Origin of the sequence: Xanthomonas sp. XNM01, from assembly GCF_014851915.1 — a bacterium.
Lineage (GTDB): Bacteria > Pseudomonadota > Gammaproteobacteria > Xanthomonadales > Xanthomonadaceae > Pseudoxanthomonas.
Genome location: NZ_JACVAP010000005.1, coordinates 43,698 through 63,701 on the forward strand (window position 1 = coordinate 43,698; position 20,004 = coordinate 63,701).

The following is a 20,004-nucleotide window of genomic DNA, read 5'->3' on the forward strand; positions in this document are numbered from 1 at the left end:
CGACTGCCCTGCCGGGGAACGCATTGGCCGCCACCGGCACGCGGGTGGTCGCGCTCGAGTGCGCTCCTGGGCGTGTTGCGACGTCGTCCGGAGCACGTGCTCCCGCAGGCGCGCCCGTCATGAGTGAACCGCGGTGGCCGCCGCCGTCGCGCAGGCGGTCGCGTTCGCGCGTTCCTACGACGGCATCGCGACGCCGCATGGATCGCCCGCTCGCGCCGGAGCGGCCGTCGCCGCGACCGCATGCACGGGACACGCATCGACCGCGACCCTCACGCTGGCGCCCATGCCCGGACCTCACACCCGCGTCGACGGCGGACACATGGACCGCATGCAGACGCGCCGGCGTCCATGCTGTGGACCGTTCAGCCGCGCGCGGCCCTGTGCATCGCATCATCGCGGTGCGGCGGTGTCGCCGCTTCCCATCGCATGGAGTGCCCCGATGCAGCATCGCTGGACCCTGATTCTCCCGCTGGCCCTGATGCTCGGTCTCGCCGCGTGCAGTACCGGCGCGGGTGCGCCGACCGCCAGCCCCGATGCGACGCCCGCGGCCACGACCGACCTGCAGGCGAGCTGCGCCGCGCAGGGCGGCGTGGTGCGCGCGCTGGGGCGGCTGCAGCGCGAACAGTGCGTGGTGCCGTACGGCGATGCCGGCAGGGCCTGCAGCAGCAGGAGCGATTGCGCCGGCCAGTGCCTGGCGACCGCGCCGGTGCCGGCAGGTACCGCCGCGCGCGGCGTCTGCCAGCGCGATGCGAGCGAGCACTTCGGCTGCCGCCAGCGCATCGAGGGCGGCGTGGCCCAGGGCACGATCTGCGTCGACTGAAGCGCCGACCGCCGTCGCCCCACCGCACCGAAGCGCGCACCGGCACATCCCGCCACCGCCCGACCCCGGCGACGGGACCAGGCCGCGCGTCACGCCGCCGGGCTCGAATCGTCCGCGTCGTGCACCTGTCGTGCGCATGCGCCTAAGCTGCGCGCTCCGTTGTCCCGCACCCGCACCCCCAGGAGCCCCCGCCGTGAGCCAGACCCTGCAGCAGATTCCGTTGACCACCATCGACGGCCAGCCCGCGACCCTCGGCGATCACGCCGGCAAGGTGCTGCTGGTGGTCAATGTCGCGTCCAGGTGCGGCCTGACGAAGCAGTACGAAGGCCTGGAACAGCTCTACCGCCAGAAGCGGGACGCCGGCCTGCAGGTGCTCGGCTTCCCGGCCAACGACTTCAAGGGCCAGGAGCCCGGCAGCGAGGCCGAGATCCAGCAGTTCTGCCAGCTGACCTACGACGTGACGTTTCCGATGTTCTCCAAGATCGCGGTCACCGGCGAAGCCACCCATCCGCTGTACCAGGCGTTGATCGCCACGCAGCCGGCCAGCACCGGCGAGGGCCCGTTCCGGGAGCGGCTGCAGGGTCTGGGCATCGAGATCAACCCGCAGCCGGGCGTGCTGTGGAACTTCGAGAAGTTCCTGATCGGACGGGACGGCAGCGTGGTCGGCCGCTTCTCACCCGATGTGACGGCCGAGGATCCGCGCCTGCTCGCCGCCATCGACACCGCGCTCGCGCAGTGAGTGGCGGCCGGTCCGCGCGACGCGCGGCGGCCCTGATCGCCGCTGCGGTGTCGCTGTCGCCGCTCGCGGCGCTGGCCGCACACGGCACGGCCAGCGTGCCGGAACGGTTCGTCGGCCAATGGGCCGGCAGTCCCGAGGCCTGTGGCTCCGACACGGACGACCTGGTCCTGCGCATCGCGCCCGGGCACATCACCTACTGGGAGAGCGACGGCCCGATCCGCGCCGTGGTGGCACGTGCCGACGACGAGATCGCCCTGATCGCCGAGCTGTCGGGCGAGGGCGAAACCTGGTTGTCCCCGGTGCGCTTCAGGTTGTCGGCGGATGGACGCCGCCTCATCGACGAAACTCTGCTACCCGGCAGGGAGGTGGTCCGCTACCGGTGTCCGACGGCGGCAGGCGCTTCGTCCGGCCACGGGTCCGGGCGGTCGCCGCGGTGATGCCGCATCCGTCGACCGCGGAAGCGCCGGCCCGGCCGGGCCGCGCCCTGCTGGCTGCCGCCGCCGCGTTCAGCGCGATGGCGGCGGTGCTGCACCTGGCCTGCCTGGCGATCGGTGCCCCGATGTTCCGGCTGATGGGCGCCGGCGAGCAGATGGCGCAACTGCACCTTGCGGGGCACTGGTACCCGACCGTCGTCACCTTGTTGATCGCGGCCGTGCTGCTGGGCTGGAGCGCCTATGCGCTGTCCGGCGCCGGCGTGATCGGTCGCCTGCCGCTGCTGCGCACCGCACTCTGCGCCATCACCACCCTGTATCTGCTGCGCGGCGTCGCGGTGGTGCGGGTCATGGCGTACTTCCCCGGCAACAGTGCGGCGTTCTGGTGGGCGAGCTCCGCGCTCTGCGTGCTGATCGGCCTCGTCCACCTGGTCGGGCTCCGCCAGTCCTGGGCGCGGCTGTCGCGGACCGCCGGTTGATCGGTTGCGTTGCGCGGTCGCCCGTCGCGGCCTGATCCAGTCCGAGCGGCGTGTCGGCGCCTGCGCCATGGGCGCTGCGGCACCGTCGGTCGTGCGCATCGGGCGATGGCGGCGGCGTGCCACCCACGCCCTCGGCGATGCGTCGACGCACGGCCCGCGCCGCATGCGTTCCCGCCGTGCAGCCGTGCCTGTCCCGGCAAACGACAAGGCCCGGGATCGCTCCCGGGCCTGTCGGTGTCGCATGCGATCGCGGCGTGCGGCCGCGCCGGCTCAACCGCCGGGAATCGGCATCGCGCCGGCCGGCACCATCGGGTCGCGCTCGTCCTCGTCGCGCAGGTAGTCCGGCAACTCGTCGTCGCGGGTGCGGCGCAGGTCCATCTGGATCTGGTAGTTGCGGCGCTGCAGCCAGGCATCGCGCACCAGCACGTAGTCGTCGGCGGCGCCTTCGCGCAGCGAGTCGATCGACAGCAGCTGCGCGCGGGTATCGACCAGCTGCAGGCCCTGCAGCCCGTAGCGCACGGTGTCGTCATCGACCTGGCGCGTGGCCGACAGCGGATAGTCGCCGGCCAGGCCGAACACGTCGCGCAGCGTGCGCGGGCCGAAGAACGGCAGCTCCACGTACCGCGAGCGGCGCCAGCCCCAGGTGCCCAGGGTCTGGCCGAAATCCTCGCTGCGGCGCTTCATCTTCAGATCGCTGGCCGGGTCGAACACGCCGCCGATGCCGAGCGTGCTGTTGACCACGAAGCGGCCCAGGGTCTGCACCGCATCGCGCGGGCGGCCCTGCAGCAGCTGGTTGACCATGGTCAGCGGCGAACCGAGGTTGTCGAAGAAGTTGGTCACGCCCAGCCGGACCGGCTGCGGCACCACCGCCACGTAGGCGCGCGCCAGCGGCCGTGCGACGCCGCGGTCGACCACGTTGTTGAACGCGTGGATCCGGCGGTTCATCGGCTCCCACGGATCGTAGGCGGCCGCGGCCGGATCGGTCCCGGCGGTGGCCGAGGCATCGCCGTACAGCGCCGCGTAATCGTCCTCGGCCTCGCTGACCGGCAGGTCGGCGGTGGCCGTGGCGTCGCCTTCGACGGGCGCGTCCACCACAGGCGCCGGCGCCGGATCGGTCGGCGCGGGGACGGCCGGCCCGTCGGACGGACCCTGCGCGGCGGTGCCGGTCACCACCTCGGCATCGGAGGGCATCGCGGTGCCGGGCCTGGGTGCGCTGGCGCAGCCGACCAGGCCGAGGAGCACGAGGGCGGCGAAGGGGAGGGGGAAGCGCACGTTCATGGGGTGTTGGCCACGTAATCGAGGGTGTCGCCGAGGCGATAGGCGGCGCGCAGGTCGGCCAGTCCGTCCGGATCGCCGTCGATCCGCAGCGGGCCCTGCTGGCGCAGGCGCGCGGCCAGCTCGGCCAGCAGCGCCAGTCCGGCGCTGTCCAGACGGACCACGCCGGTCAGGTCGAGCACCGCGGCGCCCGCCGCCTGGCGCTCGAGCGCAGGCCACAACGCGGTCGCCGAGGCGCGGTCCAGCGCGCCGGCGATGCGCAGGCGCTCGCCGGCGCGCGTGACCGACGCCGGCTCAGCGCGGTTCATTGGTCTGGATCGCGCCGCTGCGCAGGTCGGCGGCGACCTGCGCGATCGACTTCTGCCGCAGCGGTGCGTCGAACTGGGTGCGGAAGGTCTGCACGTACGACACGCCCTCGACCGACACGTCGAAGATCTTCCAGCCGCCGTTGTCGCGCACGAAGTAGTCGACCGGGATCGGGTTGCCGCCTTCGCGCAGCAGCTCGGTGGACACGCGCACGCCGCGGTTGTTCGGCAGCGGCGTCTCCGACTTCAGGCGGATCCGCGGCTTGCCGTCGAACGACAGCAGCGCCGCGCCGTAGCGCTGCATCAGGTTGTCGGTCATCGCATCGGCGAACAGCTTGATGTCCGCATCCGAGGCGCCGCGGCCGTGCGCGCCCAGCACCAGACGGGCGGCGTAGTCGCGGTCGAAGCTGGAACGCAGCTCGCCGTCGATGAACGACTTCAGCGCGGCCGGGCTCTTGCTGAACTCGGCGCGGCGCTGCTGCAGCGTGTTGAGGATGCGGGTGCCGTTGTCGACGACCTGCTGGCCGGGCTTGGCCGCGGTCTGGGTGGTCGCGGCGGCCTGCGCCTGGGCGGGTGCCGGAGCGGTGGCCGCCAGGGCGGCGGTCAGGGCGAGTGCAAGGATCATGGGCTTCATTGCGGGGCTTCCTCCGTAGGCGTGGCCGGTGCGGGTGCAGGATCGCTGCTGCCCGGCGCACCGCCGCTGAACATGTATTTGCCGACCAGCTGCAGCAGGTCGATCGCCGGCTGGGTGAACGCGATCTCGTCGCCGTCCTTCAGCGGTTCGGGATCGCCGCCCGGCTGCAGGCCGATGTAGCTCTCGCCGAGCAGGCCGCTGGTGAAGATGCCGGCCGAGGTGTCGCCGGGCAGGTCGACGTACCTGTCGTCGATGGCCAGGGTGACGATCGAATCGAAACGGACCGGATCCAGCTCGACCTTCTCGACCCGGCCCACGACCACGCCGCCGATCTTGACCGGCGCCTGCAGGCGCAGCTGGCCGAGGTTGGTGAAGCGTGCGGTCAGCGCGTAGCTGCCGCCGCCGAGGCCGAACTGCCGGTTGGTCGAGGCGAAGGCCAGCACCAGCAGCGAGGCCAGCGCCAGCACCAGGAAGGCGCCGACCGCCAGTTCGAGTCTTGGACCACGGAGTGCCATGGGCGGTTACCTGTCGAAACGTTCTGAAAGGGGATTGCGGTGTTGCGGGGACCACACTTGCGGGCCGGGCTGCGCATCGGTGCGCGGCATCCGGCAGTGCGCCGGCCTCACTGGAACAGCAGGGCCGACATCACGAAGTTCAGCATCAGCACCAGCAGCGAGGCGTTGACCACCGCGCGCGTGGTGGCCACCGAGGTGCCCTCGATGGTCGGTTCGGCGTGGAAGCCCACGTACGAGGCGGTCAGCGCGGCGGTACCGCCGAACACGGCCGACTTCAGCATCGCCACGCCGAAGTCGTCCCAGAAATCGACGCTACCCTGCAGTGCGGCCCAGAACGTGCCGTTGTCCAGGCCGAGCACCTTCACCGCCTCGAACCAGCTGGCGCTGATCGCCAGCGAGCAGAAGAAGCCGGTCAGCAGCGGCACGCACAGCACCGCGGCCCAGAAGCGCGGTGCCACCGCCTTGGCGATCGGGTCGATCGCCATCAGCTCCAGCGCCTTGATCTGGTCGGTGGCGCGCATCAGGCCCAGCTCGGCCGAGATCGAGCTGCCGGCGCGGCCGATGAACAGCAGCGCGGTCAGCACCGGGCCCAGCTCGCGGTACAGCGACAGGCCGAGCAGGGTCGACAGCGCATCGGACGCACCGAACGTGGTCAGCGTGCGGTAGCCCTGCAGGGTCAGCACGAGGCCGACGAACGCGCCGCCAACGGCAATGATCGGCAGCGAACGGCCACCGATCTTGTAGATCTCGCGGGTCAGCTCGCGGAAGAAGTCGGCGGTCGGCTTCGAGGCGGCGAACACCGACAGCGAAAACAGGCCGGCGCGGCCCAGCGACTGCAGCGAAGCGGCCACGGCCATCAGGCCACCTCCCGGGTGCGGGTGCTTTCGAACGGGATCGGGCCGTCGGGCGCGCCGTGCAGGAACTGGCGCAGCAGCGGGTCGGCGCTGGCTTCCAGCGCGGCCGGGGTGCCGTCGAAGACGATGCCGCCGTTGGCGATCACCACCGCCTGGTCGGCGATCGGCAGGGTCTCGCGCACGTGGTGGCTCACGATGATGCTGGTCAGGCCCAGGCTGCGCGACAGGCGCTCGATCAGGCTCATGATCACGCCCGAGGCGATCGGGTCCAGCCCGGTCAGCGGCTCGTCGTAGACCATCAGCGGCGGGTCCAGCGCCAGCGCGCGGGCCAGCGCCACGCGCCGGGCCATGCCGCCGGACAGCTCGCGCGGATGCAGGTCGGCGGCCGAACGCAGGCCCACCGCGTTGAGCTTCATCGCCACCAGCCGCTGCAGTACCGGCTCGGGCAGCGTGGTGTGGGTGCGCAGCGGCAGCGCCACGTTCTCGGCCACCGACAGGTCGGTCAGCAGGCCGTTGCCCTGCAGCAGCACGCCGATGCCCTTGCGCATCTCCAGCAGCGCGCGCGGGCTGCGCGGCACCGGCTGGCCGAACACCTCGACCGTGCCGGTGGCCGGCACCAGCTCGCCGGTCAGCGCCGCCAGCAGGGTCGACTTGCCGGTGCCGGACGGCCCGAGCACCGCGGTGATGCTGCCGCGCGGGATGGTCAGATCCAGGCCACGCAGGATCGTGCGCCCACCGCGATCGAGGCGGGCGTCGGACAGATGCACGGCGGGAACGGATGGGGTCATCGCGGGGGGGCTTGGGTCGAACAACGGGCTAGCTTCGGTGCGGGGCACTGAACAAAAGCGAACCGGAGCGTCCAATAATCTCACAGCCACCGCGCTGCAGGCAGTGCAGGAAGTTGGGATTCACCATCCCTGGAGCGGCGCACGACGTGCATCGCAGGCGGCCGGTGCGGCCGGAAACGGGCCGCGACCGCTGGCTGGCGCGGCAGCGCGGGGAGCGCATGCGGGATGCAGGCACGCGGATGTTGCCGTCTCCGCCGGCTCATGGCGGCGCAGCGGCCCCGATGCCCTCTGCAGGAGGCCGCTGGAGGCCGACCACCACTCGCGCGAAAGGTCCGGTCGCCGTCGCATGCCGCCGCGCCATCACACCGGCCTTTCAGGCATTCGCCGACTCCGCGCCATTGCCGCTCGCCAGCCGACGCAGTTCCCGCAACGATCCAGGTTCATCGGCGAACGCGACCACTTCGCGCAGGCTGCGGTAGATCCGCTCGGCATAACCCTGGTCGTTGAGCAGCGATCCGGCCTGCAGGCCGTCGAGGGTGCCGGCACGCACCTGGGCGAACAGCTGCTGGCGGAAGCGCGCATCGAACGCGGCCGCCTCGGCATCCAGCACGTCCAGTCGCGCGTGCAGCTGCGGCGCATCCGGCAGCGCATGGCCGAGCGCGTACAGCGCGTGGATCTGCGTGAACAGGTGCCGGCGCAGCTCGACGTAGATCGCGCGCAGCGCCGAATCCGGCTCCTGCAGGCGCAGGCCCAGGTTCTTCTGCAGGTGCTTGGCGCCCTTCACCGCGTTGACCATCTGCAGCGCGGCCAGCTGGCTGCCGGACCAGAAGCGCTGGTGTTCCTCGTCCAGCGGGATCTCCAGCCGGCCCATGAAGGCCAGCAGATCGCCGTATACGCCCTTGACCCGGTGCTGGTACAGCATCTCGGCATCGGCGCAGGCCACCGGCTCGGCATCGAGCAGGGCGGTGTCGGCCTGTTCGGCCTCCAGCTGCGCCTGCGGCAGGCACAGCGCCTGGCAGATCACCTCCAGGCTCAGCTTGCCGAGCCGGCGCAGTTCCAGCGCGACCGCCGCCGCCGCCGCATCGGCCGACTCCAGCGCCGGTCCGCTCAGGTGCACCGCGCGCAGGCGCTCGTCGGCCACCGGCACCACCACCGTGACCGGCGGTTCGGCGTGCTCGGGCAGCCAGCGCTGCAGGCGCGCGGCCAGCTGCGCCTGCCACGGCCAGAACAGCAGCACGCCGCCGGCGTTGAACGTGGTGTGGAACAGCGCCAGCTGCAGCAGCGGGTTGTCGCCGAAGCCGGCCAGGCCCGACGCCGCCTTCACCAGCCAGGTCAGCGGCACCAGCAGCACCAGCGCCAGCACCGCGGTGACCGCGTTGAACAGCACGTGCGCCAGGGCCAGGCGCTGGCCGCTGCGGTTGCCGCCGAGCATGCCGACCACCGCCGTGCTGACGCTGCTGCCTACGTTCGAGCCGATCGCGATGGCCAGGCTCTGCTCCAGCTGCAGCTGGCCGCCGGCCAGCGCGGCCAGGGTCAGCATCAGCGTGGCGTGGCTGGACTGCAGGATCACCGTGGCGACCAGGCCGCCGGCGACGAACAACAGCGTGCCGGCCACGCCCGCGCCCTGCACCGCGGTGACGTCCAGCCCGCCGAAGGCCTCGAAGCCGGCCTTGATCTGGTCGATGCCCAGAAAGATGAAGGCCACGCCCAGCACCACGCGCCCGGCCGCCTTGCCGGTCGCGCCGCAGAACCCGGCCAGCACGCCGAACACCAGCAGCGGCAGCGCCAGCGGCGACAGGCTCACGTTCTGACCGGCCAGCGCCAGCAGCCAGATGCCGCTGGTCGCGCCCAGGTTGGCGCCGAAGATGACGGCGATGCCGCCGGCCAGCTGGATCAGCCCGGTGCTGATGAAGGCGATGGTCAGCAGCGACACCAGCGTGCTCGACTGCAGCAGCGTGGTCCCGCCGATGCCGAACAGCAACGCCCGCGTCGGGGTGCTGGTGCTGCGCGCCAGCAGCTGCTCCAGGCGGCCGCCGGCCAGCTGGCGCAGGCCTTCCTCCAGGCACTGCATGCCGAACAGGAAGATCGCCAGGCCCGCGCACAGCTGCAGCCAGCCATCGCTGTTCCAGAACGACCAGCCCAGCGCACCTGCGGCCAGCATCGCCAGCAGCATCCGGTAGTTCATCGGCGGCCATCCATGGGGAACAGGGCGCGCATTATCGACGCGCACCTGTGCCGGACGCACCCGGCCCCGCTCGCCAGGGCGTGCAGGCGAGCGCGGCGGGGCCGTTCCCCATCGAAGCCGCCGATGCATGGCGTCGGCGTGGTTCCGGAAGCGCTGCGGTCCACGCTTCTCCAGCATGCGTCGCGAACGGGCTCGATCCGCGCATCCCGCAGCCCGGCTCATCGCCGGCAGGCGCTGCGCGAATCGTGCCGTCCTGCATCCATGCCGGAGCGGGCGTATCCAGGCATGGTGGGCCTGGCTGCGGCCACTCCCACGGGAGCCTGGTCCACGGCGCACCGCATCCGCTGCAGGAACGCGCTTGAGCGCGACCGCCATCCATCCTTTCCGGATCGTGCGTATCCAGGCATGGCGGTGATGGCTGCGGCCACCCCTGCGGGAGCCTGGTCCACGGCGCATCGCATCCGCTGCAGGAGCGCGCTTGAGCGCGACCGCCATCCATCCTTTCCGGATCGTGCGTGTCCAGGCATGGCGGTCGTGGCTGCGGCCCCCCCTGCGGGAGCCTGGTCCACGGCGCACCGCATCCGCTGCAGGAGCGCGCTTGAGCGCGACCGCCATCCATCCTTTCTGGATCGTGCGTATCCAGGCATGGCGGGCGTGGCTGCGGCCCCCCACGGGAGCCCGGCCCACAACGCACCGCCTCCGCTGCAGGGGCACGTTCTAGCGCGACGCCTTCCACCGGTCGCAGGCGATCCAGAAGCGGGCGTGGTCCCCGCGTGCACGCATCGACGGGCGCGTCCCGAGGTCGCCATCCTCCTGATGTCTCGCCTGCTGCGATACCGCTGCGGCAAGATGGCGCGATGACCGCAGCCGCTTCCGACTTCCGCCTCTATCCGTCCAACGCGCTGGAGGTGCTGGCCGGGCTGCTGGCGGCCGAGCTGCGCCAGCCGGTGCCGGGCCGCTCGATCCTCGAGCCCGAGGTCGTGCTGATCCCGCAGGTGGCGATGCGGCGCTGGCTGCAGGCCACGCTGGCGGCCGAGCACGGCGTCGCCGCCAACCTCGAATTCCTCACCCCCGGCGAGTTCGTGCGCCGCGCGCTGGACGCCAACCTCGGCCCGGTCAGCGACGAACTCGATGCCGATACGCTGCACTGGCGGCTGTACGCGGCGCTGACCGACCCGCAGCTGCTGGCGCGTCCGGCGCTGGCGCAGCTGGCCGCCTATCTGCGCGACGACGATGCGCTCAAGCCCTGGGCGCTGGCCGGTGAACTCGCATCGGTGTTCGAGAAGTACCAGGCCTGGCGCCGCGACTGGCTGCTGCGCTGGGAGGCCGGCGCCGATCCGCAGGACCCGCAGGCGCTGCTGTGGCGGCACGTCGCCGCCGGCCACGCCTACCGTGCGCGCCGTCTGCAGGATTACCTGGACCGTTTCGCCGGTGAGCGCAGCGCGCTGCCGCAGGGCCTGCCGCCGCGGCTGTTCGCGTTCGCCACGCTCAACGTCTCGCCCGACGTGCTGCGGGTGCTCGCCACCCAGGCCCGGGTCGGCACGCTGCACTTCTACCTGCCGACACCGGCGCAGGGCTATTGGGGCGACCTGCAGACCCTCGGCGCGCGCCGCCGCGCGATCGCCGCCGGCGATGATGCGCCGCTGCTGTACGACGAGCGCCTGTTCGCCGGCAGCGGTGGCGACAACCGCCTGCTGCAGGCCTGGGGCGCGGCGGGCCGCGATTTCATGGCCCTGCTCGGCAGTTACGAGGTCGTGCACCCGCGCGCCGAGATCGAGGTCTACGCCGACCCGCTCGATTCCGGCCAGCGTCCGCTGGCCCGGGAGGGTCTGGGCGACACCCTGCTGCGACGGATGCAGAGCGACCTGTTCAGGCGCGTGCCCCCACGGCGGCCTGCGCCGCGCGCCGCGCTCGATCCGTCCGATCCCAGCCTGCAGGTCCACGCCTGCCACACCCGCCTGCGCGAACTGCAGGTGCTGCACGACCAGCTGCGCGGCCTGCTGGAAGATCCGCGCTTCGAGCCGCCGCTGCAGCCGCGCGAGATCGCGGTGCTGGCGCCGGACATCGATCCCTACATCCCGTATCTGGACGCCGTGTTCGGCGGCAGCGGCGATACGCCCGGCACGCGCATCCCGTATGCGCTGGCCGATACCAGCCCGCTGGCCGGCGAACCGCTGGCCGAGGTGTTCGTGCGCCTGCTCGGGCTGTCGGTGTCGCGCTTCGGCCTCAACGAGATCCTCGACCTGCTCGCCAGCCCGCCGCTGGCCGAAGCCGCGCAGCTGGATGCCGCCGCGTTCGAACGCCTGCATGCCTGGTTGCAGGCCGCCGGCGCGCGCTGGGGCCTGAATGCCGCGCACCGCGCCCAGCACGCCGCGCCCGAGGACGACGCCTACACCTGGGCGTTCGCGCTGGAGCGCCTGCTGCTCGGTCACGCCAGCGGCAGCGAGGCCGACATCGCCGGCGTCGCGCCCTGGCCGGCGCTGGAAGGCCGCGCGCTGGACGCGCTCGATACGCTGATCCGCCTGCTGCGCGCGCTGGAACGCTTCCAGCGCACCCTGCGCGACGCGCTGCCGCCCGCGCAGTGGCGCGAACGCCTGCTCGGCCTGCTCGACGCGCTGCTGCCGGAGACGCCGGCGTCTGCCAGCACCCAGCGTGCGCTCGACCGCCTGCGCAGCCTGATCGACGACTTCGCCGAACACGCCCGCCGCGCCGGCGTCGACACCGAGGTGCCGGCCGAGGTCGTGCGCGCGCATTTCGCCGCCGTGCTGTCCGAGGCCGACACCCGCGCGCCGCTGCTCACCGGCGGTGTCAGCGTCGGCCGCATGGTGCCGATGCGGCTGCTGCCGTTCCGGGTGATCTGCCTGCTGGGCATGAACGACGGCGACTTCCCGCGACGCGATCCTGCCGCCGGTCTCAACCGCCTGACCGCCGAACTGGGCACCGCCACGCGCCGCCACGGCGACCGCTCCACCCGCGAGGACGACCGCTTCCTGTTCCTGCAGCTGTTCGCTTCCGCGCAGGACGTGTTCTACGTCAGCCATCTCGGCGCCGACCCGCGCGACGGCAGCGTGCGCGAGCCTTCGGCGCTGGTCGCCGAACTGATCCAGGCCGCGGCCGATTACCACGCCGATCCGGCCGCCACCGCGAAGGCGCTGACGGTGCGGCACGCGCTGCAGCCGTTCGCGCCGGCTGCGTTCGGCGCCGAGGGCGACCCGCGCCGCTTCAGCTACCGCGCACAGTGGCAGCCCGCGGCCGGCCGCATTGGTGGCACCCGCCAGGCGCTGGCGCCGTGGTTCGCTGCGCCGCTGCCTGCGCGCGTGGTCGATGAGGACGGCGACGGCAACGACGCGCTGCAGCTCGACGCGCTGCGCCAGTTCCTCACCGCACCGGCCAGGCAGTTCCTGCACCAGCGCCTGGACCTGCGCCTGGCCGACGAGACCCTGCTCGGCGACGACGTCGAGCCGCTGCTCGCGCCCGGCGGCGGGCTGGAGAAACAGCAGCTGCAGCAGCAGATCTTCGAGGCGCTGCTCGGCGGCCACGAAACCGGCCTGTACGAACGCCTGCGCGCCCGCGCGCTGCTGCCGTCCGGTCCGCTCGGTCGGCGCCAGCTCGACGCCATGGTCGATGTGCTGCGCCCCTACGCGCAGGCCTTCGCCGGCTGGCGGGGCGGTGCCGTGCCGGACGCGCCGCGCATCGTGCTGCCGCTGCCTGGCCTGCAGCTGCATGCGCGGTTGAAGGACGTCTACCCGCATGGCATCGCCCGCGTGCGCTTCGGTGCCGCCAACGGCCCGTCCGCGATCCGCGACGGCCTGGACTGGCTGCTGGCCAGCGCCGCTGAGCTGCAGATTCCGCTGGTGCAGTTCCACGATGGCGGCGACGCCGGCATCGGCCCGTTCGTGCGCGAGCCGCTGGATCCCGCGCTGGCCCGCGCCGCGCTGCAGCGGCTGCTGCAGTTGCGCGGCGAAGGCCTGGCCGCACCGCTGCCGTTCGGCCCGTACAGTGGCTGGGAATACTTCAGCACCGACGACCCGGACAAGGCGGTCAAGGCCGCGACCGCACGCTGGCGCGGCGGCGACCGCCAGTGGGGCGAAGGCACCGGCGACGCCTACCGCCTCGCCCTGCGCGGCCGCGATCCCTTCGCCGACCCCGCCCTGCTGCGCCAGTTCGCCGACATCAGCTACACCGTGTTCGCCGCCGTCCAGCACGGCGCCCTGCACACCTGCTTCGACGACGGCCGCCACTTCACCGTCGATGCCGACGAGGAGGCCGAGGCATGAGCACGCCCGTCACCGCCGCGCTCCCGCGTCGCGCACCAGAAACCCCACGCGATCCCGCCGTGCTGCGGCTCCCTCGCAGGAGCGGCCCCAGCCGCGACCGCCATGCCGGGCCATGCATTGGCCACGACCGGCCGCACCGCGGTCGGCCTCGAGCGGCCTCCTACATCGACCCGGTCGCCGCACACGCCACCCCCTGTAGGAGCGGCCCCAGCCGCGACCGCCATGCCGGGCCATGCAATGGTCGCGACCGGTCACACCACGGTCGGCCTCAAGCGGCCTCCTACAAGGTCCCGGCCGCCGTGCACGCCATCCTTTGTAGGAGCGGCCCCAGCCGCGACCGCCATGCCGGGCCACGCAATGGTCGCGACCGGTCACACCAGGGTCGGCCTCAAGCGGCCTCCTGCATCGGCCGGGCCGCTGCGCACATCACCTCCTGTAGGAGCGGCCCCAGCCGCGACCGCCATGCCGGGCCATGCATTGGCCACGACCGGCCGCACCACGGTCGGCCTCAAGCGGCCTCCTACAAGGTCCCGGCCGCCGCACACATTACCTCCTGTAGGAGCGGCCCCAGCCGCGACCGCCCCGCCGGGCCACGCACCGGCCACGAACGGCCGCACCCGGGTCGGCCGGGTACGGCTTCCCGTGGCCGCCATGTCATCACTACGCCGTCCGCCGGAAGGGCCGCATGACCGTCGCCGATCCCTTCCTCACCCTGCCGCTCACCGGCACGCAGCTGATCGAAGCCAGTGCCGGCACCGGCAAGACCTTCACCCTGGCCACGCTCGTCACCCGGCTGGTGGTCGAGCAGCGCCTGCGCATCGGCCAGGTCCTCGCGGTCACCTTCACCGAAGCGGCGACGCAGGAACTGCGCAAGCGCATCCGCGAGCGCCTCGCGCTGGCCGCGCGTCTGGTCGACACGCCGCCGGCCGACGGCGAAGCGCCCGACACCATCCTCAGCCGGGCGCTGATCGCCGCGCACCTCGATGCCAGTGGCGAATCCCCGGCGCAGCTGCGGCAGCGCCTGCAGCTGGCCGCCGACGAGATCGACCTGGCCGCCATCTTCACCATCCACGGTTTCTGCGCGCGCGTGCTGCGCGAACATGCGCTGGAAAGCGGCCAGGCCTTCGCGGCTCCTGAACTGCTGGCCAGCGACCGCGCGCTGCGCGACGAACTCGCCTCCGACCTGTGGCGCGTGCAGGCGGCCGATGCCGAGACCGCGCCACTGCTCGCCACGCTGTGGAAGGGCGGCCCGGACGCGCTGGCCGCCGATCTGGTCGAGCTGATCCGCCAGCCGGTGCTGCTGCCGGAACCGGGCGAACTGCCGGCCGATCCACGCCCCGCGCTGGCCGCCGCCGCGCAGGCGCTCGCCCAGGCCGTCGGCGCGCATCTGCCGGTCGCGCGCGATGCCATCGTCGCCGCGTTCGACAACAAGGTCTTCGACGGCCGCCGCGCGCGCCGTCCCAGTTTCGAGAAGGCGTTCCAGACCCTGCAGGCCGGGCGCGTGTCGTCGGCGTGGGTGTTCGACGACAAGAACCACCTCGACAAGCTGCTGCCCGCGCGCCTGCTGGAGTTCTGCAAGGACGGCGAGCAGGGCAAGGTGCCGTGCTCGCCGGTGTTCGATGCGCTGCAGGCCTGGGCCGATGCGGCGCAGGCGATGGAGGCCTGGCAGGAGCAGGCGAAGACCGCCCTGCTGCACCGCATCCGCGATGACGCCCGCGTGCGCCTGGCGCTGCGCAAGCAGCAGCTGCGCGTGCAGACCTACGACGACCTGATCGACGGCGTCGCCGATGCGCTGGCCGGCCCGCAGGCCGAGGCGCTGGTGCAGCGCCTGCGCGCGCAGTACGCCATCGCCCTGGTCGACGAATTCCAGGACACCGACGCGCGCCAGTGGAGCATCTTCCACACCGTGTTCGGCGACTCGCCGCAGGTGCGCGAGGCCGGGCTGACGCCCGCACTGTTCCTGATCGGCGACCCCAAGCAGGCGATCTACGGCTTCCGCGGCGGCGACGTGCAGACCTATCTGCTGGCCGCCGATGTCGCCGCGCGCGCGCCCACGCTGGACCACAACTTCCGCTCGCGTCCGTCGCTGCTGGCCGCGATCGAAGCGCTGTACACCCAGGCGGGCGCGCGCGCCTTCGTCGACCCGCGCATCCGCTTCCACCCGGTGTCGCCCGGCACGAAGCGGCACGATGCCGACTACGCGCGCGATGGCGGTGCCGCGCCCGCACTGACGCTGTGGCAGGCGCCAGCGCCGCCCGTGGACGACAAGGGCAAACGCAGACCGCACAGCGCCGGCCGCGCGCGCGAACTGGCCACCGAGGCCTGCGTTGCCGCGATCCACGCCGTGCTCAGCGATGCACGCGCCGGCACCGCCACGCTCGACGGCAGGCCGGTCCAGCCCGGCGACATCGCGGTGCTGGTGCGCAAGCACGGCGAGGCCACGCGCATCCAGCAGGCGCTGGCGGCGGTCGGCATTCCCGCGGTCGCCGCAGGCAAGCAGAGCCTGTTCGCCACGCCCGAGGCGCACGAGCTGCTGACCCTGCTGCTGGCCCTGCTGCACACCGCCGACGACGGCCGCCTGCGCGCGGCGCTGGCCACCGTGCTGCTGGGCGTGGATGCCACCGGCATCGCCGCGCTGGAAGACGACGGCGCCGGCCACCGTGCCTGGCAGCTGAAGGCGCTGGCCTGGCGCGAGCGCTGGCAGCGCGGCGGCCCGCTGGCGCTGGTCGGCGACCTGTGCGCGGACAACGCCGAGCGCCTGCTCGGCCTGCTCGACGGCGAGCGCCGCCTCACCAACTACCTGCAGCTGGGCGAGCTGCTGCAGCAGGCCGATGCGCGCGCGCTGGGCCTGCAGGGCCTGGTTGACTGGCTGGGCCAGCAGATCGCCGGCGCCGACCCCAACGACGAGGCCCAGCTGCTGCGGCTGGAATCCGATGCCCGCCGCGTGCAGATCGTCACCCTGCACAAGAGCAAGGGCCTGGAGTACCCGCTGGTGTTCCTGCCCTTCGTCGGCATCGGCGGCAAGGCGCCGGACCCGGGCAATGCCTGTGTCGTGCCGACCGACGACGGCCGCCGCGCGCTGCACTGGAAACTGCAGGCCGACACCTCCGGCTGGGGCGCCGCCCGTGCGGCGTGGATCGAGGCCCAGCGTGCCGAGGACGCGCGCCTGCTGTACGTCGGCCTGACCCGCGCCGAGCATGCGCTGTGGATCGCCACCGGCGACTTCTACAACGCCGGCCAGACCGCGCTGGCGCCCATGCTCGACGGCCTGCCCGACGCGCCCGGCATCGTTCGCGATGCCAGCCTGCCGCCGGCGACGCTGCCGTGGTTGCCGCCTGTCGATGAAGGCGTGCCGCCGGCCGCGCGTCCGGTGCGGCGCCACATCGCGCCGGACTGGTGGGTCTACAGTTTCACCCAGCTGGCCAATGCCGACAGTGGCCAGCAGGACGCATCCACCCGCGCCACCGTCGCCACCGCCGGCGGCAACGACGAGCCCGATGCCGACCCCGCACAGGACGCGCCGCAGCCGGTCGACACCTACGATCCGCGCTTCGCCGGCAACCGCTTCGGCGTGGTCCTGCACGAGGCGCTGGAGAACGGCGACTTCGCCGCCTGGCAGGGCTGGCGCAGCGGCGATTCCGCGCCCACCGGCGAGGTCGAGGTGATCGAGAAGGCGCTGCGCAGTGGTGGCTACTCGGCCGAGGACATCGCCGACGGTGTCGCCGTGCTGACCGACCTGATCGGCCGCACCCTCACCGTGCCCCTGCCCGAAGGCCTGCGCCTGTGCGCGCTGCCGGCGCAGGCGCGGCGCGCCGAGATCGAGTTCCAGTTCGCGCTGCAGCCAACCGCGGTCGAGGCGCTGCTCACCCTGTTGCACCGCCACGGCGTGGTCGCCGACCGCCAGGCGTTCGGCCTGCGCCGCACCCTGGAAGGCCTGATGACCGGCCTGATCGACCTCACCTACACCCACGATGGCCGCTGGTACGTGCTCGACTACAAATCCAACCGGCTGCCCGGCTACGACGCCAGCGCGCTGCAGCGGGCGATGGCCCACAGCGAGTACGACCTGCAGGCGTTGATCTATACCCTGGCGCTGCACCGCTGGCTGCGTTTCCGCCTCGGCGACGCCTACGACTACGCGCGCGATTTCGGCGGCATCCGTTACCTGTTCTGCCGCGGGCTGGAGCCCGATGCCGACCCTGCGCCCGATGCCAGCGCCCCCGGCGTGTTCGCGCATCGCCATGCGCCCGAACTGATCGACGCGCTGGACGCGCTGTTCGCCGGCGCCACGCTGGAGGCTGCCGCATGATGCCGCCCCGCATGCACCGCCCAGTCGCACCAGTACATGCCTCCGTTCGCAGGTGCGGCCGGCATCCGGTGCGAAAGCAGGGTCGCGTAGGCGGCTGCCCGACGATTGCAGCCGGCATGCGTCCCCGCTTTCCAGCCCGACCGATGGCTGCCGATGCCGGCATCGGCAGAAGGCAGGGGCCCCATCGCATCGCCTGGTGTGACCGCCTCGACACCATTCGTTCTCCATGCAGCGAGCCGCGGTTCGCTGCACGCTCACCGATGTCGCGTGCGATCGCCGGCCATCGTCTGGTCGAAGCGGATGCGTATCGCGGCAGCAAGCCCGGTGCTTCTGCCCATCGCGACATTGCGTGGTTGAGCGAACCGGTTCACGCGCCGTCCGCCGGCGTCACGCAGGAGGCTGGCGCATGAGCCTGCTCGCCGATCTGCAGCGCCAGGGCGCGCTGCGCACCCTGGACCACGCCTTCGCCCAGAGCCTGCGCCGGTTGCAGCCGGACACGCCCGATGCCGTGCTCGCCGCCGCCGCGCTGGCATCGCTCGCCGTCGCCAATGGCCACGCCGGCTTCGACCCCGCGCGCCCGCGCCTGCTGGTCGATGCCGACCTGGCCTGGCCCGATGCCGACAGCTGGGTGCAGCAGCTGCGCGCTTCGCCCTGGGTGGCGAGGCCCGACGATGCGCTCGCCGCATCGGCCGAGGACGCGCCCCTGGTGTTCGAATCCGTCGCTGGCGACGCCGGCCTGCTGTACCTGCGGCGCTACCGCGAGTACGAAGCGCGCCTGGCGCACGGCCTCAAGCGCATCGCGGCGCACCCGCTGAGCAGCGGCGACATCGCTGCCGTCGGCGATGTGTTCGCGATGCTCTTTCCGGGTGACGCCTTCCCGATTTCGGGTGAGGAGGCGGGTGCCCGAAGGGCGGAAGACGGGGGACTGGGCGAAGACCGCCAGGCCCGCGCCGCCGCGCTCGCCCTGCGCCGCGCGCTGCTGCTGGTCACCGGCGGCCCGGGCACCGGCAAGACCACCACCATCACCCGCCTGCTGGTACTGCGCATCGCGCAGGCGCTGCGTGCCGGTCTTCCACCGCCGCGCATCGCCCTGGCCGCACCGACCGGCCGCGCTGCCGAGCGCATGGCCGAAAGCCTGCGCCGCGCGGTGCAGGCCATGGTCGCCAGCGGTGTCGAACCGGCGCTGTGCGCCGCGCTGCCGGACACCGCCAGCACCGTGCACCGCCTGCTCGGCACGATTCCTGATTCACCGACGTTCCGTCACCACGCCTACAACCCGCTGCCGCTGGACGTGCTGGTGGTCGACGAAGCCTCGATGGTCGACCTGCCGCTGATGTGCAAGCTGGTCGACGCCGTCGCCGATGGCACCCAGCTGATCCTGCTCGGCGATGCCGACCAGTTGCCCTCGGTGGAAGCCGGTGACGTGCTGGCCGCCATCCTCGGCGCCGCCGGCCCCGGTCACGCCCTGCAGGCCGATGACGCCCACGCGTTGCAGCCGCTGCTTGGCGCTGCCATACCGGTCGATGCCGATACAAGCGGCCTGCGCGGCCACCGCGTGCAGCTGCTGCGCGGCTACCGCCAGGACGCCGACTTCGATCTCGCCCCGCTGGCCGAAGCCGCCCGCGAAGGCGATGCGGACACCGCGCTGTCCCTGCTGCGCGGCGGCCGGCTGCGCGGCGTGACATTCCACGAAGACGTGCTGGATCCGTTCGAGGTCCGCCGCGATGCCCTGCTCGCGCATTGGCGCAGCCTGGCCGACGCGCCGGATCCCGCCACCGCCCTGGGCATGGCCCAGCGCCTGCGCCTGCTCACCGCCGTGCGCGCGGGACCACAGGGTGCGCGCGGGCTCAACGCCCGCATCGAGGAACTGCTGTCCGGTCGCCGCACCGGCCCGGCGCCGGCGTACTTCCACGGCCGCCTGCTGCTCATCACCGAGAACAGCTACCGTCACCGCCTGTTCAACGGCGACATCGGCATCTGCCTCACCGACGCGCATGGCGTGCTGATGGCCTGGTTCCCCGGCGACACCCCGGGGGAGGTCCGCGCCTTCCACCCGGCCGCGCTGCCGCAGCACGAAAGCGCCTTTGCGATGACCGTGCACAAGGCCCAGGGCAGCGAGTTCGACGAGGTCTGGCTGCAGCTGCCGCGCACCCCCAGCCGCGTGCTCTCCCGCGAACTGGTCTACACCGCCATCACCCGCGCCCGCACCCGCCTGCACGTGGCCGGCAGCGCCCAGGTGCTGCGCGAGGCGCTGGCCCGGCACGCGGTGCGGATGTCGGGGCTGGGCTGGCGGCTGGGAAGGGACGAAGAGCCTGCCGTCCTCGCACCAGCTGCGGAGTCCTTGCGTGGCGAAGGCACGGGCCAGCCGCTGCAAGGTGCCTTGTTCTGACCAA

At 72.6% G+C, this 20,004-nt stretch carries 15 protein-coding genes; 8 read left to right on the plus strand and 7 right to left on the minus strand.

Annotation, left to right across the window (positions count from 1 at the left end):
* The first annotated feature begins 439 nt into the window (after positions 1 to 439).
* The 4 genes from IB242_RS16875 (at position 440) to IB242_RS16890 (ending at position 2,469) form a co-directional block, all read left to right on the plus strand.
* Positions 440 to 820: a hypothetical protein gene (locus IB242_RS16875; protein WP_192282316.1), complete on the plus strand. Its 381-nt coding sequence runs from the start codon at positions 440 to 442 to the stop codon at positions 818 to 820.
* Positions 821 to 1,013: 193 nt separating this feature from the next.
* A complete protein-coding gene (locus IB242_RS16880; RefSeq protein ID WP_192282317.1) occupies positions 1,014 to 1,559 on the plus strand; it encodes a glutathione peroxidase in 546 nt (181 codons plus the stop codon).
* Between the two features lie 47 nt (positions 1,560 to 1,606).
* The gene (locus IB242_RS16885; protein ID WP_192282319.1) at positions 1,607 to 1,996 is read left to right on the plus strand and encodes a hypothetical protein; all 390 of its coding nucleotides are present in this window, start codon (positions 1,607 to 1,609) and stop codon (positions 1,994 to 1,996) included.
* On the plus strand, positions 1,996 to 2,469 hold the full coding sequence (locus IB242_RS16890) for a hypothetical protein (protein WP_225540800.1): 474 nt from the start codon (positions 1,996 to 1,998) through the stop codon (positions 2,467 to 2,469). Before IB242_RS16885 ends, IB242_RS16890 begins: the two co-directional genes overlap by 1 nt.
* Positions 2,470 to 2,739: 270 nt before the next feature.
* On the opposite strand, the gene IB242_RS16895 is transcribed toward IB242_RS16890, so the two are convergent.
* The 7 genes from IB242_RS16895 to IB242_RS16925 form a co-directional block, all read right to left on the minus strand.
* Positions 2,740 to 3,747, minus strand: coding sequence for a VacJ family lipoprotein (locus IB242_RS16895; RefSeq protein WP_192282321.1), 1,008 nt, complete (start codon positions 3,745 to 3,747; stop codon positions 2,740 to 2,742).
* A complete protein-coding gene (locus IB242_RS16900; RefSeq protein ID WP_192282323.1) occupies positions 3,744 to 4,052 on the minus strand; it encodes an STAS domain-containing protein in 309 nt (102 codons plus the stop codon). Before IB242_RS16900 ends, IB242_RS16895 begins: the two co-directional genes overlap by 4 nt.
* The gene (locus IB242_RS16905; RefSeq protein WP_192282332.1) at positions 4,039 to 4,683 is read right to left on the minus strand and encodes an ABC transporter substrate-binding protein; all 645 of its coding nucleotides are present in this window, start codon (positions 4,681 to 4,683) and stop codon (positions 4,039 to 4,041) included. Before IB242_RS16905 ends, IB242_RS16900 begins: the two co-directional genes overlap by 14 nt.
* Positions 4,680 to 5,198: an outer membrane lipid asymmetry maintenance protein MlaD gene (gene mlaD, locus IB242_RS16910; RefSeq protein ID WP_192282334.1), complete on the minus strand. Its 519-nt coding sequence runs from the start codon at positions 5,196 to 5,198 to the stop codon at positions 4,680 to 4,682. Before mlaD ends, IB242_RS16905 begins: the two co-directional genes overlap by 4 nt.
* 107 nt (positions 5,199 to 5,305) lie before the next feature.
* Positions 5,306 to 6,055: an MlaE family lipid ABC transporter permease subunit gene (locus IB242_RS16915; protein ID WP_192282336.1), complete on the minus strand. Its 750-nt coding sequence runs from the start codon at positions 6,053 to 6,055 to the stop codon at positions 5,306 to 5,308.
* Positions 6,055 to 6,840: an ATP-binding cassette domain-containing protein gene (locus tag IB242_RS16920; protein WP_192282344.1), complete on the minus strand. Its 786-nt coding sequence runs from the start codon at positions 6,838 to 6,840 to the stop codon at positions 6,055 to 6,057. Before IB242_RS16920 ends, IB242_RS16915 begins: the two co-directional genes overlap by 1 nt.
* Before the next feature lie 373 nt (positions 6,841 to 7,213).
* Entirely contained in the window at positions 7,214 to 9,025 is a 1,812-nt protein-coding gene (locus IB242_RS16925; RefSeq protein ID WP_192282346.1) for a Na/Pi symporter, read from the minus strand.
* 857 nt (positions 9,026 to 9,882) lie between these two features.
* Here IB242_RS16925 and recC point away from each other — a divergent pair.
* The 4 genes from recC to recD all read left to right on the plus strand — a co-directional run bounded on the left by recC (position 9,883) and on the right by recD (position 20,000).
* Entirely contained in the window at positions 9,883 to 13,302 is a 3,420-nt protein-coding gene (gene recC, locus IB242_RS16930; RefSeq protein WP_192282348.1) for an exodeoxyribonuclease V subunit gamma, read from the plus strand.
* Between the two features lie 685 nt (positions 13,303 to 13,987).
* A complete protein-coding gene (locus tag IB242_RS16935; protein WP_192282350.1) occupies positions 13,988 to 17,611 on the plus strand; it encodes an exodeoxyribonuclease V subunit beta in 3,624 nt (1,207 codons plus the stop codon).
* A 143-nt stretch (positions 17,612 to 17,754) separates the two neighbouring features.
* Entirely contained in the window at positions 17,755 to 18,021 is a 267-nt protein-coding gene (locus IB242_RS16940) for a hypothetical protein (protein ID WP_192282352.1), read from the plus strand.
* Positions 18,018 to 20,000 carry an exodeoxyribonuclease V subunit alpha gene (recD, locus tag IB242_RS16945; protein WP_192282354.1) on the plus strand — a complete coding sequence of 661 codons (1,983 nt, stop codon included), beginning with the start codon at positions 18,018 to 18,020 and terminating at the stop codon, positions 19,998 to 20,000. The genes IB242_RS16940 and recD overlap by 4 nt, the downstream gene beginning before the upstream one ends.
* Positions 20,001 to 20,004: the final 4 nt, after the last annotated feature.